The organism is Achromobacter sp. SLBN-14, from assembly GCF_006715415.1.
In the GTDB taxonomy this organism is placed as follows: Bacteria; Pseudomonadota; Gammaproteobacteria; order Burkholderiales; family Burkholderiaceae_B; genus Achromobacter; species Achromobacter mucicolens.
This window is the reverse complement of the sequence record NZ_VFNE01000001.1, coordinates 1263018-1277715: the sequence shown is the minus strand read 5'-3', so window position 1 is coordinate 1277715 and position 14698 is coordinate 1263018. Positions and strand designations below refer to the sequence as shown.

14 protein-coding genes are annotated in these 14698 nt (G+C 62.7%); 8 read left to right on the top strand and 6 right to left on the bottom strand.

Annotated features, from left to right (window positions below; all coding sequences use genetic code 11):
• The first annotated feature begins 75 nt into the window (after positions 1–75).
• A complete protein-coding gene (gene fur / locus FBY20_RS05825; RefSeq protein WP_056321269.1) occupies positions 76–495 on the top strand; it encodes a ferric iron uptake transcriptional regulator in 420 nt (139 codons plus the stop codon).
• A 117-nt stretch (positions 496–612) separates the two neighbouring features.
• On the opposite strand, the gene recN is transcribed toward fur, so the two are convergent.
• Entirely contained in the window at positions 613–2274 is a 1662-nt protein-coding gene (recN, locus tag FBY20_RS05820; RefSeq protein ID WP_142050662.1) for a DNA repair protein RecN, read from the bottom strand.
• A 12-nt stretch (positions 2275–2286) separates the two neighbouring features.
• Positions 2287–3186, bottom strand: a complete 900-nt coding sequence (locus FBY20_RS05815) for an NAD kinase (protein ID WP_056321271.1) — start codon at positions 3184–3186, stop codon at positions 2287–2289.
• A gap of 140 nt (positions 3187–3326) precedes the next feature.
• On the opposite strand from FBY20_RS05815, the gene hrcA reads away from it, so the two are divergent.
• The 7 genes from hrcA to dnaJ all read left to right on the top strand — a co-directional run bounded on the left by hrcA (position 3327) and on the right by dnaJ (position 10071).
• On the top strand, positions 3327–4331 hold the full coding sequence (gene hrcA, locus FBY20_RS05810) for a heat-inducible transcriptional repressor HrcA (protein WP_056321273.1): 1005 nt from the start codon (positions 3327–3329) through the stop codon (positions 4329–4331).
• Between the two features lie 45 nt (positions 4332–4376).
• A complete protein-coding gene (gene hemH, locus FBY20_RS05805) occupies positions 4377–5492 on the top strand; it encodes a ferrochelatase (RefSeq protein WP_056321275.1) in 1116 nt (371 codons plus the stop codon).
• Entirely contained in the window at positions 5482–5718 is a 237-nt protein-coding gene (locus FBY20_RS05800; RefSeq protein WP_056321277.1) for a hypothetical protein, read from the top strand. The genes hemH and FBY20_RS05800 overlap by 11 nt, the downstream gene beginning before the upstream one ends.
• 127 nt (positions 5719–5845) lie before the next feature.
• The gene (gene grpE, locus FBY20_RS05795) at positions 5846–6403 is read left to right on the top strand and encodes a nucleotide exchange factor GrpE (protein ID WP_056321280.1); all 558 of its coding nucleotides are present in this window, start codon (positions 5846–5848) and stop codon (positions 6401–6403) included.
• Between the two features lie 13 nt (positions 6404–6416).
• Positions 6417–6821, top strand: a complete 405-nt coding sequence (locus FBY20_RS05790) for a thioredoxin family protein (RefSeq protein WP_056321281.1) — start codon at positions 6417–6419, stop codon at positions 6819–6821.
• A gap of 84 nt (positions 6822–6905) precedes the next feature.
• Entirely contained in the window at positions 6906–8831 is a 1926-nt protein-coding gene (gene dnaK, locus FBY20_RS05785; RefSeq protein WP_056321286.1) for a molecular chaperone DnaK, read from the top strand.
• A 109-nt stretch (positions 8832–8940) separates the two neighbouring features.
• On the top strand, positions 8941–10071 hold the full coding sequence (gene dnaJ, locus FBY20_RS05780) for a molecular chaperone DnaJ (protein ID WP_056321287.1): 1131 nt from the start codon (positions 8941–8943) through the stop codon (positions 10069–10071).
• Positions 10072–10159: 88 nt separating this feature from the next.
• Here dnaJ and FBY20_RS05775 read toward each other — a convergent pair whose 3' ends face one another.
• From FBY20_RS05775 to FBY20_RS05760, 4 genes are all read right to left on the bottom strand, one after another.
• Complete coding sequence (locus FBY20_RS05775) at positions 10160–10441, bottom strand: DUF4148 domain-containing protein (protein ID WP_142050659.1); 282 nt, start codon at positions 10439–10441, stop codon at positions 10160–10162.
• 668 nt (positions 10442–11109) lie between these two features.
• A complete protein-coding gene (locus FBY20_RS05770) occupies positions 11110–12390 on the bottom strand; it encodes an IS256 family transposase (RefSeq protein ID WP_142050656.1) in 1281 nt (426 codons plus the stop codon).
• A gap of 152 nt (positions 12391–12542) precedes the next feature.
• Positions 12543–13660 (bottom strand): IS3 family transposase gene (locus tag FBY20_RS05765; RefSeq protein ID WP_255452252.1). Its coding sequence is split into 2 segments (ribosomal slippage): positions 12543–13399 and positions 13399–13660, totalling 1119 coding nucleotides; the frame shifts between segments, so codons are not numbered across the junction.
• A gap of 413 nt (positions 13661–14073) precedes the next feature.
• Complete coding sequence (locus FBY20_RS05760; protein WP_062840384.1) at positions 14074–14463, bottom strand: DUF4148 domain-containing protein; 390 nt, start codon at positions 14461–14463, stop codon at positions 14074–14076.
• Between the last annotated feature and the right edge of the window lie 235 nt (positions 14464–14698).

Genomic DNA, 14698 nt, shown 5'->3' with positions numbered 1-14698 from the left:
GCATGAATTCGGCGAGCCGGCTTGCGGTGACCCCAGTCCTTGCCCATGCCAACGCGGACGGAGAGCGATTACACCATGAGCGACCAAAGCGAACTGAAAAACATGGGTTTGAAGGCGACTTTCCCGCGCCTGAAGATTCTTGATATTTTCCGCAAATCGGGTGAGCGGCACCTGAGCGCCGAAGACGTCTACCGCGCCCTGATCGGCGAAAACGTCGAAATCGGCCTGGCTACCGTCTACCGCGTGCTGACGCAGTTCGAGCAGGCCGGCATCCTGGCGCGCAGCCAATTCGACAGCGGCAAGGCCGTTTTCGAGCTCAACGACGGCGACCACCACGACCACCTGATCTGCACCAACTGCGGAAAGGTCGTCGAGTTCTCGGATCCCGAGATCGAAAAGCGCCAGCAAAAGATCGCCAAGGACAACGCCTTCGCGCTGGAAAGCCACGCGATGGTGCTGTACGGCATCTGCGGCAGCTGCCTCAAAGGCCGCTAAGCCTGGGCGGGCAGCCGTGAGGCCGGTACATCCGGCTGCGTAGCCAAAAACAAAAGCCCCTTCTGAACGAAGGGGCTTTTTGCGTGTCGGGGCCAGTGACGCCGGCAGGCCGCAGACTCAAGGCGTTGTCTGGCCGAACCCTTCCAGCATTTCACGCGCGTGTTCGCGCGTGGTGGCCGTGAGCGTCATGCCGCCCAGCATCCGCGCGATTTCCTCGACGCGGGCCGGGGCGTCCAGCGGTTCGATGCTGGACCGCGTGGTGCCGCGGGACTCGGCCTTGCTGACCAGGAACTGGTTGTTGGCGCACGCGGCCACCTGGGGCAAGTGGGTGACGCACAGCACCTGATGGCGTTCGCCCAGTTCGCGCAGCAGCTTGCCGACGGATTCGGCCACCGCGCCGCCCACGCCGCTGTCCACTTCGTCGAAGATCAGCGTGGGCACGCGCGCCGCGCGGCTGGCGATGACCGACAGCGCAAGCGAGATACGCGACAGTTCGCCGCCCGAGGCGACCTTGGCCAGCGGACGCGGCGTGGTGCCGGCGTGACCGGCCACCAGGAATTCGACCTGTTCGTTGCCGTGCGCGGACGGCGCCGACGGGGCGAGCGTGGGTTCAAAGCGGCCACCCTGCATCGCGAGCGTCTGCATGGCCTGGGTGACCTGTTTGCCCAGATCCTTGGCGACCTTGCGCCGGGCGGTGGTCAGCTTGGCGGCGGCCGCGTCGTATTGCGTCTGTGCCGTGGCCGCCTGGGCGCGCAGCGCGTCGATGTCGCCGGCGGCCTGCAAGGCCGCAAGCTCCGAATGCAGCGATTCGCGCAGCTCGCACAGGGCATCGGGATCGGTGCGGAATTTGCGGGCGGTCTCGAACACCAGTCCCAGCCGCGCTTCCACGTCGGCGAGTCGCTTGGGATCCAGGTCGACCCGGCTGACATAGTTGTTCAGGTCGGACACGGCTTCGCTGATGGCGATGCGTGCCGATTCCAGTTCGTCATGGACGCCCTTGAGGCCCGGATCGTGCCGCAGCATCTGCTGCAGGCGCTGGTTCGCGGCCGTCAGGCGGTGATGCGCCGAATCGCCTTCGCCGTCCAGCATTTCAAGGATTTGCGAGGCGCCATCCAGCAGCGATTGCGCATGCGACAGGCGCGTGTGCTCGGATTGCAGGGCGTCCCATTCGTCCGGTCCGAGGTTCAGCCGGTCCAGTTCGTCGACCTGCCATTGCAGGCGTTCACGTTCAGAGGCCAGGCTTTCGGCGTCTTTTTCGGCCGATTCCAGCTGGCGTGCCAAGGCGCGCCACTGCTTCCACGCCTGGCCAACCGCGTGGCGAAGCTCGCCGTGGCCGCCGTGCGCGTCCAGCAGGTCGCGTTGGGCGTCGGGACGCATCAGGCTCTGGTGCGCGTGCTGGCCATGGATGTCGACCAGGCTGTTGCCCAGTTCGCGCAGTTGCGCCACGGTGGCCGGGGTGCCGTTGATGTAAGCGCGGCTGCGGCCTTGCGCATCGATGACGCGGCGCAGCGAGAGTTCGTCGTCGGCGTCGATTTCGCGTTCGGCCAGCCACGCCTGCAGCGCCGCCGGCGTGTCGAACACCGCGGTGATGTCGGCACGGGTCGCGCCTTCGCGCAACATGCTGGCATCGCCGCGCTCTCCGAGGGTGAGCGCCAGCGCATCGACCAGGATGGATTTGCCGGCGCCCGTTTCACCGGAAAAGACGGTGAAGCCGGTGCCAAAGTGGATCTCGGTCTGTTCGACGATGACGAAGTCGCGGATGTGCAGGGTGCGCAGCATAAGGGGCGCTAATTACTCTACGTTGTCGGAGGCTTCGGGCATCAGGTTCCAGTGCAGTTTGCGGCGCAGGGTGGAAAAGAAGCTGTAGCCTTCGGGATGCACGAATCGGATGGTGTAGGGCGCGCGCTGCACGACGATGCGGTCGCCCGGTTGCAGGTCGGACCAGGTCTGCATGTCGAAGTGCACGCTGGCGCCGACTTCGACGCGGCCCATGGCCGTGAGCGTCATGTTGAGCACGCCGGTGTCCGGGATGACGATGGGCCGGTTCGACAGCGTTTGCGGCGCCACCGGCACCAGCACCATGGCGTTCATGCCCGGGTGCAGGATGGGGCCATTGGCCGACAGCGCATAGGCCGTGGAGCCGGTGGGCGTGGCGATGATCAGGCCGTCGGCGCGCTGCGTATACATGAAGGCGCCGTCAAGTTCGACCCGGACCTCGATCATGCCGCCGCGGCCCGCGCGGTTCAGGACCACGTCGTTCAAGGCCGACGCGGAATACATCTTCTGGTCGCCGCGCCACACGCTGCCTTCGAGCAGCATGCGGTCTTCGATCTGGAAGCTGCCTTCGAGCACCCGGGCGAGCGCCGCGTGCGCGTCCTGCAGGGCGATGTCGGTGATGAAGCCCAGGCGCCCGTGGTTGATGCCGATCAGCGGCATGCCGTAGGGCGCGAGATGGCGGCTGGCGCCCAGCACGGTGCCGTCGCCGCCCATGACCACGGTGAGCGAGGCGGTCTTGCCGATTTCCTCGAGCGTGGCGATGGGGTATTCGGTCAGCCCGGTATTGCGCGCCGTGTCCGCATCGATCAGCACATGGCGGCCCGCCTGCGTCAGCGCGTGCGCAAGTGCTCTCAGCGGTGTGTCCAGGCCGGTGTCCTGGTATCTGCCGATCAGGGCGACTATAGGAAAATGCATGGCTGCGTAGGAATGAAAAGGGCGAAACCGCAAAGCTGAACATGCCCAGAATGGGCCAATTAGCCGATTATATGGGGCCGTATATTGTGTTGCGGGACAAAAATCGCCTCAACCTGAAAAGATTCCCTAAAATAGCCGCTATGGATGACCGCGCACGCGCTTTACTGAAAGCGTTGATAGAACGCTACATCGCCGATGGGCAGCCAGTCGGCTCGCGGACGCTATCTAAAGTCTTTGACTTGTCTCCGGCCACCATCCGCAATGTCATGGCGGACCTGGAAGAGCTGGGACTGATCCACAGTCCGCACACCTCCGCCGGCCGTGTTCCCACGCCGCGCGGATACCGCATGTTCGTCGATTCGCTGCTGTCGGTGCAGTCGTACCAGCTGCAGCCGCACAACATGGGCGAAATGCTCTCGGCCGCCGAACCTACCCGCGCCGTCAATGCGGCCGCGGCGCTGCTGTCCAACCTGACGCAGTTCGCCGGCGTGGTCCTCACGCCCAAGCGGGCGCAGGTGTTCCGGCAGATCGAATTCATCCGCCTGTCCGACAAGCGTGTCCTGCTCATCATCGTGACGCCCGATGGCGACGTGCAGAACCGCATCCTTTTCGTCCAGCGGGATTACTCCGAATCCGAGCTCCTGGAAGCCGGCAACTTCTTCAACATGCACTTCGCCGGCAAGTCGTTCAATGCCGTGCGCCAGACGTTGTCGACCGAGCTGGCCCAGTTGCGGGAAGACATCTCGCGCCTGATGCAGGCCGCCGTCGAGGCCAGCGCCGAAGCCGCCGAGGACGGCGATGCCGTGGTCATATCGGGCGAACGCAAGCTGCTGGACGTCACCGACATCGCGTCCGACATGGACCGGCTGCGCAAGATGTTTTCGCTGTTCGAGAAAAAAACCGATCTGCTGCAATTGCTGGACGTCTCGAGCCGCGCGCAGGGCGTGCAGATCTACATCGGCGGCGATTCGCAACTGGTGCCATTGGAAGACGTCTCCGTCATCACGGCGCCTTACGGCGTGGACGGCAAGGTGGTCGGCACCCTGGGTGTCATCGGTCCGACCCGCATGGCCTACGAGCGTGTCATACCCATCGTGGACATCACAGCGCGCCTGCTGTCCAACGCCCTCAGCCACAACCAGTAGTCCCATTCAAAGCTACATCCTCCTTGCGGAGGAAGGGGAGTTTTTGTGTTTCTTCGCCTGTTCAAGTATCTCTGGCCTGAGCGCTACCTTCCTGAGCCCCACCAAGAAGACCCCTTCAACGAGGATCCGCCGCCGCGCGTGCCCGGCAAGGTCGGCGTGCTGCTCGTCAACCTGGGCACCCCCGACACGACGTCGCCCAAGGACATCCGCAAGTATCTCGGCGAATTCCTCTCCGACCCGCGCGTCATCGAAATCCCGCGCTATCTCTGGAAGCCCATTCTGCACGGGATCGTGCTCGTGCGCCGGCCCAAGCGGCTGGAGCCGCGCTACGCCGGCATCTGGATGGAGGGCGGCTCGCCCCTGATGGTCTACAGCCAACGCCAGACCGACGGCGTTCGCGCCGCCCTGCAGGCGGCCGGCGTGGATGCCGTGGTCGAGCTGGGCATGCGCTATGGCAACCCCTCCATCCCCCAGGTGATCGCAAATATGCGCAATCAGGGCTGCGAGCGCATCCTGACGGTGCCGCTGTATCCCCAGTACGCCGCCAGCACCACCGCCACCGTGGTCGACGCGGTCACCCGCTACATGGGCAAGCTGCGCGATCAGCCGGAGATGCGCTTCATCAAGCGTTTTCACGACGAGCCCGCCTACCTGGATCCGCTCGCCGCGCGCATCGAGCGCTACTGGGCCGAGCATGGCAAGCCGCAGAAACTCGTCATGAGCTTTCACGGCCTGCCGCGCTACTCCATCGAACTGGGCGATCCCTACTACCGCGACTGCATGGAAACCGCCCGGCTCCTGGCGCAGCGGCTGTCCCTGCCCCGCGACCAGATCGAAGTGACCTTCCAGAGCCGGTTCGGATCGGCCCGCTGGCTGGAGCCCTATACCGAGCCGACCCTGAAGGCCCTGGCGGCCTCCGGCGTCACGGAGGTCGATGTGGTGTGCCCGGGATTTGTGGCAGACTGTCTGGAAACCCTGGAAGAAATCAGCCTGGAATGCCGCGACGCCTTTCTCGAGGCGGGGGGCAAACAGTTCCGTTACATTCCTGCCATCAATGACGACCCGGCCTGGATCGCGGGGCTGTCCAGTCTGGTGGAACGAAACTTGCAGGGGTGGATACCAGCAGCCACGGACTTGAAGGAGAAGGCGCATGCACCATGATCCCAAGACTGGAAAGACGGTCAAGAAGGGCAAAGTCACCACTCCCGTCGACGAGGACCGCGTCGAACATGACCTGGACGAGGCCCTGGCCGATACCTTCCCGGCCAGCGACCCGGTCGCGATTCCATCGGATCCGGACGCCGATGACAAGCGCGTGGACCGCGCGCTGAAGGAAAGTTTTCCGGCCAGCGACCCCGTGGCCCCCGCCCAGCCCAGCAAGAAGTAGCCGTTCGGTCAGCGGGCGCCCGGCCTTCGGGCCGCGCCCCGGGGAATATTTCGCTTAACCGGGCTTGAATTAGGGGTATTGGCCCCCATTCATGTCTGCGAAAGCCATTCTTTTTGGAGGATTCCCCATGACGGCACCCCACGAGCCTGCTGACCAGGCGCCCGAAGTCGGCCAGAGCGCCGATGCGGCTCCCGCCGCCCAGGACGCCGCGCAGGCCGAGCTGAACGAGTTGCGCGCCCAATTGGACGCCGCCCAGGCTACCGTCAACGAGCAGCACGACCAGCTTCTGCGTGTGCAAGCCGAAGCCGAAAACGTGCGCCGCCGCGCCCAGGAAGAAGTATCCAAGGCGCGCAAGTTCGGCATCGAGTCGTTCGCCGAAAGCCTGGTTCCGGTCAAGGACAGCCTGGAAGCTGCCCTGGCCCAGCCCGATCAGACGGTCGAAACCCTGCGCGAAGGCGTCGAAGTCACCCTCAAGCAGCTTGCCGCCGCGTTCGAGCGCAATCTGCTCAAGGAAATCGCGCCGGCCCAGGGCGACAAGTTCGATCCGCACCAGCACCAGGCCATTTCGTCCATTCCCAACGAGCAGCCCGCCAACACGGTGGTGCAACTGCTGCAGAAGGGCTATGTGATTGCCGACCGTACCCTGCGCCCGGCGCTGGTGGTCGTGTCGGCCGGCCAGGGCTGAACCGCGTCCCACCATGACCGACCCGCGCTTTGACCCGGCCCAGGTATTCCGGGTGTTCGGCATGCGCCATGTCGACACCGCGGGATTCGATGCGGCCGTGGTGCAAGCGCCCGGGGCGGACCTGCGCTGTGTCTTCCTGTGGGGCCAGGATTGCTACAACTGCAATCTGTTCAAACAGGCGGCGCTGCTGCACCAGGAAACGCTGGTAGGGCTTGGCCTGACGTGGTTCGAAGCCGATGTCTATGCGGATGAGCCGCTGGGACGCCGCTTTTCGTTGCATGGCGTCCCCACTTTTGTGCTGTACCGGTCCGGCAAGCGCCTGGGGCGCATCACCGGCTGGCCCGGATTGCCCCAGTTCACGGCGGCGATCCACCGCCTGCAGGAATCGGGCGCCGAAAATTCCAGCCCGGCGTCTTGAAAAACCCTTTGGGCAGCCCCAGTTATGGGGGGACAAGCAGTTTTCCCCAATTTTTCATAGATTTAATAATCAAGGTAACCCACCATGAGCAAGATTATTGGCATTGACCTGGGAACGACCAACAGCTGCGTGGCTGTCATGGACGGCGGGCAGGTCAAGATCATCGAAAACGCCGAAGGTGCTCGCACCACCCCCTCCATCGTTGCTTACATGGATGACGGCGAGACTCTGGTCGGCGCGCCTGCCAAGCGCCAGGCCGTGACCAACCCGCGCAACACGCTCTACGCCGTGAAGCGCCTGATTGGTCGCAAGTTCGAAGAAAAGGCAGTGCAGAAGGACATCAACCTGATGCCCTACGCCATCGTCAAGGCCGACAACGGCGACGCCTGGGTTGAAGTGCGCGGCAAGAAGATGGCGCCTCCCCAAGTGTCGGCTGACGTGCTGCGCAAGATGAAGAAGACCGCCGAGGACTACCTGGGCGAAGAAGTGACCGAGGCCGTCATCACCGTGCCCGCCTACTTCAACGACAGCCAGCGCCAGGCCACCAAGGACGCCGGCCGCATCGCGGGCCTGGAAGTCAAGCGCATCATCAACGAACCCACCGCCGCGGCGCTGGCGTTCGGCCTGGACAAGACCGAAAAGGGCGACCGCAAGATCGCTGTCTATGACCTGGGCGGCGGCACGTTCGACGTGTCCATCATCGAAATCGCCGACGTGGACGGCGAAAAGCAGTTCGAAGTGCTGTCGACCAACGGCGACACCTTCCTGGGCGGCGAAGACTTCGACCAGCGCATCATCGACTACATCATTGCCGAGTTCAAGAAGGAACAAGGCGTTGACCTGTCCAAGGACGTGCTGGCGCTGCAACGCCTGAAGGAAGCCGCCGAAAAGGCCAAGATCGAACTGTCGTCCGCGCAGCAGACCGAAATCAACCTGCCGTACATCACGGCTGATGCCTCCGGTCCCAAGCACTTGAACCTGAAGATCACGCGTGCCAAGCTGGAAGCGCTGGTCGAAGAACTGATCGAACGCACGATCGAGCCCTGCCGCGTCGCCATCAAGGACGCCGGCGTGAAGGTCTCCGACATCGACGACGTGATCCTGGTCGGCGGCATGACCCGCATGCCCAAGGTTCAGGAAAAGGTGAAGGAATTCTTCGGCAAGGATCCGCGCAAGGACGTGAACCCCGATGAAGCCGTCGCCGCTGGCGCCGCCATTCAGGGCTCCGTGCTGTCGGGCGACCGCAAGGACGTGCTGCTGCTGGACGTCACGCCGTTGTCCCTGGGTATCGAAACCCTGGGCGGCGTCATGACCAAGATGATCCAGAAGAACACCACGATCCCGACCCGGTTCTCGCAGACGTTCTCGACCGCCGACGACAACCAGCCGGCCGTGACGATCAAGGTGTTCCAGGGCGAGCGCGAAATCGCTGCGGGCAACAAGGCCCTGGGCGAGTTCAACCTCGAAGGTATCCCGCCGTCGCCGCGCGGCATGCCGCAGATCGAAGTCACGTTCGACATCGACGCCAACGGCATCCTGCACGTGTCCGCCAAGGACAAGGGCACCGGCAAGGAAAACAAGATCACCATCAAGGCCAACTCGGGTCTGTCGGAAGACGAGATCCAGCGCATGGTCAAGGATGCCGAGGCCAACGCCGAGGAAGATCACCGCGTTGCCGAACTGGCCCAGTCGCGTAACCAGGCCGATGCGCTGGTGCATGCCACCCGCAAGTCGTTGACCGAGTACGGCGACAAGCTCGAAGCTTCCGAAAAGGAAAGCATCGAAGCCGCCATCAAGGACTTGGAAGACACGCTGAAGGAAGGCGACAAGGCCGCGATCGACGCCAAGGTGGAAGCCCTGTCGACCGCATCGCAAAAGCTCGGCGAAAAGATGTACGCCGACATGCAGGCGCAGCAAGCCGCCGGCCAGCAGCAAGCGGCCGACAACGCGAAGCCGGTGGACGACAACGTCGTCGACGCCGACTTCAAGGAAGTCAAGCGCGACCAATAATGGCCGGGCGCTGACCTGCCTCTGCCGCCCGGTAGCCGGAGAAATCCGCCTACCGGGCGAACTCATTCTGTAGCACTGAAAAGAAGGCTCGGTTTCGAGCCCACGGATCATGGCAAAACGCGACTATTACGACGTCTTGGGCGTGGCAAAAAACGCCTCGGACGACGATCTCAAGAAGGCCTATCGAAAGCTGGCCATGAAATACCATCCGGACCGCAATCCGGACAGCAAAGAAGCCGAAGAGAAGTTCAAGGAAGCCAAGGAAGCCTACGAGGTCCTGGGCGATGAGCAAAAGCGCGCCGCGTACGACCGCTACGGTCACGCCGGCGTCGACCCCAATGCCGCCGGCATGGGCGGCGCGGGCATGGGCGGCGGTTTCGCCGACGCGTTCGGCGACATCTTTGGCGAAATCTTCGGCGGCGGCGGCGGCGGGCGTCGCGGCGGAGGTCCCCAGGTGTACCGCGGTGCCGACCTCAAATACGCGCTGGAAATCACCCTCGAACAGGCAGCCGCCGGTTTCGACACGGAAATCCGCGTCCCCAGCTGGGAAAACTGCGACACCTGCCACGGCTCCGGCGCCAAGCCCGGCACCTCGCCCAAGACCTGCCGCACCTGCGGCGGCTCGGGCGCCGTGCGCATGCAGCAAGGTTTCTTCAGCGTCCAGCAAACCTGCCCGACCTGCCACGGCAACGGCAAGGAAATCACGGACCCGTGCCCGTCCTGCGACGGCGTCGGCCGCATCCGCCGCAACAAGACCCTCCAGGTCAAGATCCCGGCCGGCATCGACGACGGCATGCGCATCCGCTCCAGCGGCAATGGCGAACCCGGCATCAATGGCGGCCCTCCGGGCGACTTGTATGTGGAAATCCACATCAAGCAGCACAAGATCTTCCAGCGCGACGGCGACGACCTGCACTGCGAGCTGACCATCCCGTTCACCACGGCGGCATTGGGCGGCGAACTCCAGGTGCCCACGCTGGGCGGCAAGGCCGAGATCTCCATCCCCGAAGGCACCCAGTCCGGCAAGACCTTCCGCCTGCGCGGCAAGGGCATCCGCGGCGTGCGCGGCAGCTACCCCGGTGACCTCTACTGCCACGTCGTGGTGGAAACGCCGGTGCGCCTGAGCGAAGACCAAAAGAACATCCTGCGCCAGTTCGAAGCGTCGTTGAACGACGGCGGCGACCGCCACTCGCCGCAAAGCAAATCCTGGACGGACCGCGTCAAGGAATTCTTCAGCTGAGCAAGCCGATCTTCAGCAAAAAAGCCGCGACGAGAGTCGCGGCTTTTTTTTCGGGCCTGTCGATATCGGCCCGCCCACATCCGGCTGCTTATCGAGCGACCGGCGGGTAATCCAGTTCGCCAAAGGTGTATTCGCCATTGGCCTTGGCTTGTTGAAGCTCGGCTCGCACTTCCTGTTCGGTCAGGCCGGAGGTGCGGGGCAATGCGGCGGGATAGTCCATTTCGCCAAACGTGTACTGGCCGGTCAGCTTGGCTTCCTGCAACTCGGCCGCGACCTGAGAGCCGGACTTCCCGTGTCCAGCGCCCGCCGCATGCGCGCCGGTGCTGGCCAGGGCCAGGGAAAAGAACAGCGTGGTGGCCAGAATTTTCATGTGTGAGAGCTCCAGTTTGTTTTAAGAGAGATCGAGTCTGGCGTCGCTGCCTCACGGCCCAGTACATAGCAAGAGGGCTGATGCGGCGCACCGTAAGAAACCCGAATAAACCCGCACGCATGAAACCACCTTCCAAATAGCCAAGAAATCGAAGGGTTTCTAAAAATTACGGATATGCGGAATGCGGATGCCGGAGCCACCCGCTGCCAACCCGCTGCATTCACTTGCCACTGCCGCCAGATACAGCCACCCCATACTCAGATCCGGCTTCCCGCGGCTTGCCCTCCGCGCGCAGCGAGCACCCGAAACCGAACCACATCACGTAAGCGCTGCGAGGCCGCCCGCGCGGCCGACGCAGCGCGGGCCGGCAAGATCTTCCGAACCACCAAAACCGCGAAAAAAACGCCAAGCAAACCACCCGCCCCGACGCCCGTCTTGTTTCCGACACCGCGAGCCCGGTGTGGCTGCGGTGCCCGGTGCGTGGGGCGTCGATAAGCCCAACGGAATCCGAAGGAATCGCCGTAGGCGATGACGAGGATGAGGCAGGGGAAGTCCGGAGCGAAGGCTCCGGACCGCAATCGTGGCCCCGCGCGCCGGGCGCCGTGGCCGCGCCGGGGAGTGTCAGAATTTTTGTGTTCTAGGCATTTGCTCTGACGTTGCATCATTAGCTAGCCCGCCGGCTGTGAGTCGATACGGGGCCGGGTAAATCGTTCCTCATAGAGGACGGCGAACTGCTGCATGGCCTCGGTCCAATGGTGTGTGGCCGATCCCCATTTGACGGCGATGTTTCTGAGCGCCAGCCAGAGCAGCTTAATGGCTGCATCGTCGGTGGGGAAGTGGCCGCGCGTTTTGATGATCTTGCGAAGCTGCGCGTTTACGCTCTCTATCGCATTGGTCGTGTAGATCACGCGGCGGATCGCGGGCGGGAACACGAAGAATGGGATGACCTGCTCCCACGCGTCCTTCCAGGCCTTGACGATCATGGGGTATTTCAGTCCCCATGGGCTCGCAGCGAACTCATCGAGCGCCTCTTGCGCGGCCTGAGCGTTCACGGCGGCGTAGATCGGGCGCAGTGCCGCGGCGATGGTGCGCCGCTCCTTCCAGCCCGCGTAGCTCAGACTGTTGCGGATCAGGTGCACGATGCAGGTCTGCAGCGTCCTGGCCGGGAACACGACCTCTAGCGCCTGCGGCATCCCTTTTAAACCGTCGGTGACCGCGATCAGGATGTCCTGCACGCCTCGCGTTTTAAGGTCGTTGAACACCCGCATCCAGAACTTGGCGCCTTCAGTGGTCTCGATCCACAGGCCTAGAATCTCGCGTGAGCCATCCGGCAGCACGCCCAGCGCCAGATATACCGCCTTGTTCTGAACCAGGCCTTCATCCCGGATCTTGACCCGTAGTGCGTCGAAGAACACCACCGGCAGCATCGGATCCAGCGGCCGGTTCTGCCAGGCCTGCACCTCTTCCATGACTTCATCGGTCACCGAGCTGATGAATTCCGGCGACACATCAGTGCCGTATTGCTCGTCCAGAAATGCCCGGATCTCGCGCACGCTCATGCCTCGGGCGTACATCGCGATGATCTTGTCATCGAACCCCGTAAAACGCCGGGCGTGCTTGGGGATCAGGATCGGGGCGAAGCTGCCGTCCCGATCACGCGGGATATCGAGCTTCAGGGGCCCGTCATCGGTCAATACCGTCTTGCGGCTCTTGCCGTTGCGCTGGTTGCTGGACGCCTCGGGACGGGCCTGTCCTGCCGGATATCCCAGGTGCTGACCCAGCTCGGCGCCCAGCGCCCGTTCAATCAACGCCTTCTTCAGCAGCATGAACGTGTCCTGGACCGCCTCAGCCGTCATCGGTCCGGTTACAAGCTCATCGAGTAACCGCTCAGCACTGGCCGGCAGCGCCGGCTTGCTGGACTGCTTCGCGGACTTCGGGGTGCGTGCCATGGTCGGTCTCCTTGAAAACCATCATAGGCCTGCACACAAAAATCCGGACACTCCCCCGCGCCGGGCGCTAAAAGAATGACCTTCCCCCACAAATTGGACAGTTCAAAACTGGAAAGTGGCTGCCTCTGACCTTCCCCCACAAATTGGACAGTTCAAAACTGGAAAGTGGCTGCCTCTTTGGGTTGCGCTGACCACTTTTGAACGTACTCACTCGGGGTCAGATGGCCGAGTGAACCGTGAGGACGGTGATGGTTGTAATCGTCCTGCCAAGCTCGCAGTTTTTGCTGCAGGTCGTGCAACGTGATGAATTCATGCACATTCAGGAATTCATCACGCAATCGACCGTTGAACGACTCGATGAGCCCATTATCCGTCGGCTTGCCTGGGCGTGTGTAATCGAGTTTGATGCCGTGTCGGTATGCCCAGTCGTCTAACGCCCGAGACGTAAATTCCGTTCCGTTATCGACGGTGATCGCCTTGGGCCAGCCGCGCAGAACCGCAGACCGGTCCAGTGCCTGACCGACGCCCCGGCCCGTTTGCCGAAAGTTGGCCTCTAGACACACACTCTCGCGACTCCATTGATCGATGACGGTCAAGATGCGAACGCTGCGCCCATCGAGCATCTGATCATGAACGAAATCCATGCTCCAGTGCTGGTTCGGCCCGGTTGGCACCGGTGGCTTGCCCCGAAGTAGCGCAATGCGCTTGCGACGTTTGACCTTCATTCGCAGTTGCAAGCCTTCCAGGCTGTAAAGGCGATACACGCGCTTCTTGCCTACGTTCCAGCCTTCGCGTTGCAGCATCACTAACACGCGCCGGTAGCCGAACCTCGGACGACTCAGGGCAATGTCGCGAATGCGCTGACGCAGCGCGCTTTGGTCCCGCGCATGGCTCTTGGCGTACCAGGTCGACCGTTGCAGCAACGCCAGTGCGCAGGCGCGCTGCACGCTGATCTGGAAGCGCTCGTGCATCCAAGCCGCCAGCTCGCGCCGCTTGGCGGCCTTCAGACTTTTTTTCGCACCACCTCCTGCAGGATCTGCTTGTCCAGTGTCAGATCAGCGACGATGCGCCGCAGCCGTGCGTTCTCATCCTCGAGCTGCTTGAGCTTACGCAGTTCGCTTACACCGAAGTCGGCGTACTTCTTCTTCCAGGTATAGAAGGTCGCCTCGGACACACCAAGCTGCCGACAGACGTCGACCACCGGCGTACCGCTATCTGCCAGTCGCAGCGCATACGTGATCTGCTCTTCGGTAAATCTCGACCGTTTCATGGCTCCTCCTCGCCCCGTTCGGGGCGCTGAGAAGCAACCATACCTCTAGTTTTGACCTGTACGGATATTCCGGGGGCACGTCAAGAACCCAGATCCCTGCCAGTCCTGAACCGACAAAAAAAAGAGACCGCGACGCATCGCCACGGCCTCTTCACTACTGCTACTGCAACTACTAATACAGCAACTGCAAACTTCAACTGCGAACTTCAACTGCTGACTGCAACTACATCACAGCAACTTCAACTGCTACCTCAACTACAACTGCAACTACTGCAACTTCAACTAGTGCAACTTCAACTAGTGCAACTTCAACTACAACAACTACTACTGCTACTTCCACCGCCGCTGTATGCCGAAAATACCGGCCTCAGGCCATGATGCCGCCCGAGGCCGGCCGGGCTACAGCAAGCAGCTCACCGGCTGATCGGCGGGTATTCGAGCTCGCCGAACGTGTATTGACCGCTGGCCTTCGCTTGCGCCAGTTCCTGCTGGACATCGGCGCGCGACTTCGCGGCGCCCGTGGCGGCGGCGACCGGCGGGTACTGCAATTCGCCGAACGTGTATTGGCCGCTGACCTTGGCCTGTTGCAGCTGGGCTTGCACTTCCTGCGAGCTCAGGCTGGTCTTTTGGGGCAGGGCGGGCGGATAGTCCAGCTCGCCGAAGGTGTACTGGCCGCTGACTTTCGCTTCGTGCAGTTCAGTCGCCACCTGGGCGCTGCTCTTTGCTTGCTCGACGCCGGCGGCTTGTGCGCCGACACCGGCCAGGGCCAGGGATAGGAAAAGGGTAGTGGCTAGGGTTTTCATGATGAGACCTCCAATTCGTCGTAAATGGGGACCGAATCCGGCGGCGCTCCGTCGTGTTCGTTTGCTGTTCCCGATGAACTGAATTGTCCTCGTCATCGCACCTGGGATAAACCCTTATTCCTTGAAAACATCTTTCCAAATAACCGAGTAATAGATTCACGACGACAAATTATCCCCATCAATGGAATGGTTGAATCCGTTTCCCGCCTTCCTGCTCCACGGGAACAGATCCACT

Bases quoted from the DNA above. Each gene is read 5' to 3' on its own strand.
- FBY20_RS05815 (WP_056321271.1), bottom strand. From the start codon at position 3,186: ATGCATTTTCCTATAGTCGCCCTGATCGGCAGATACCAGGACACCGGC.
- fur (WP_056321269.1), top strand. From the start codon at position 76: ATGAGCGACCAAAGCGAACTGAAAAACATGGGTTTGAAGGCGACTTTC.
- FBY20_RS05800 (WP_056321277.1), top strand. From the start codon at position 5,482: ATGCACCATGATCCCAAGACTGGAAAGACGGTCAAGAAGGGCAAAGTC.
- FBY20_RS05775 (WP_142050659.1), bottom strand. From the start codon at position 10,441: ATGAAAATTCTGGCCACCACGCTGTTCTTTTCCCTGGCCCTGGCCAGC.
- FBY20_RS05760 (WP_062840384.1), bottom strand. From the start codon at position 14,463: ATGAAAACCCTAGCCACTACCCTTTTCCTATCCCTGGCCCTGGCCGGT.
- recN (WP_142050662.1), bottom strand. From the start codon at position 2,274: ATGCTGCGCACCCTGCACATCCGCGACTTCGTCATCGTCGAACAGACC.
- grpE (WP_056321280.1), top strand. From the start codon at position 5,846: ATGACGGCACCCCACGAGCCTGCTGACCAGGCGCCCGAAGTCGGCCAG.
- FBY20_RS05770 (WP_142050656.1), bottom strand. From the start codon at position 12,390: ATGGCACGCACCCCGAAGTCCGCGAAGCAGTCCAGCAAGCCGGCGCTG.
- dnaJ (WP_056321287.1), top strand. From the start codon at position 8,941: ATGGCAAAACGCGACTATTACGACGTCTTGGGCGTGGCAAAAAACGCC.
- dnaK (WP_056321286.1), top strand. From the start codon at position 6,906: ATGAGCAAGATTATTGGCATTGACCTGGGAACGACCAACAGCTGCGTG.
- FBY20_RS05790 (WP_056321281.1), top strand. From the start codon at position 6,417: ATGACCGACCCGCGCTTTGACCCGGCCCAGGTATTCCGGGTGTTCGGC.
- hrcA (WP_056321273.1), top strand. From the start codon at position 3,327: ATGGATGACCGCGCACGCGCTTTACTGAAAGCGTTGATAGAACGCTAC.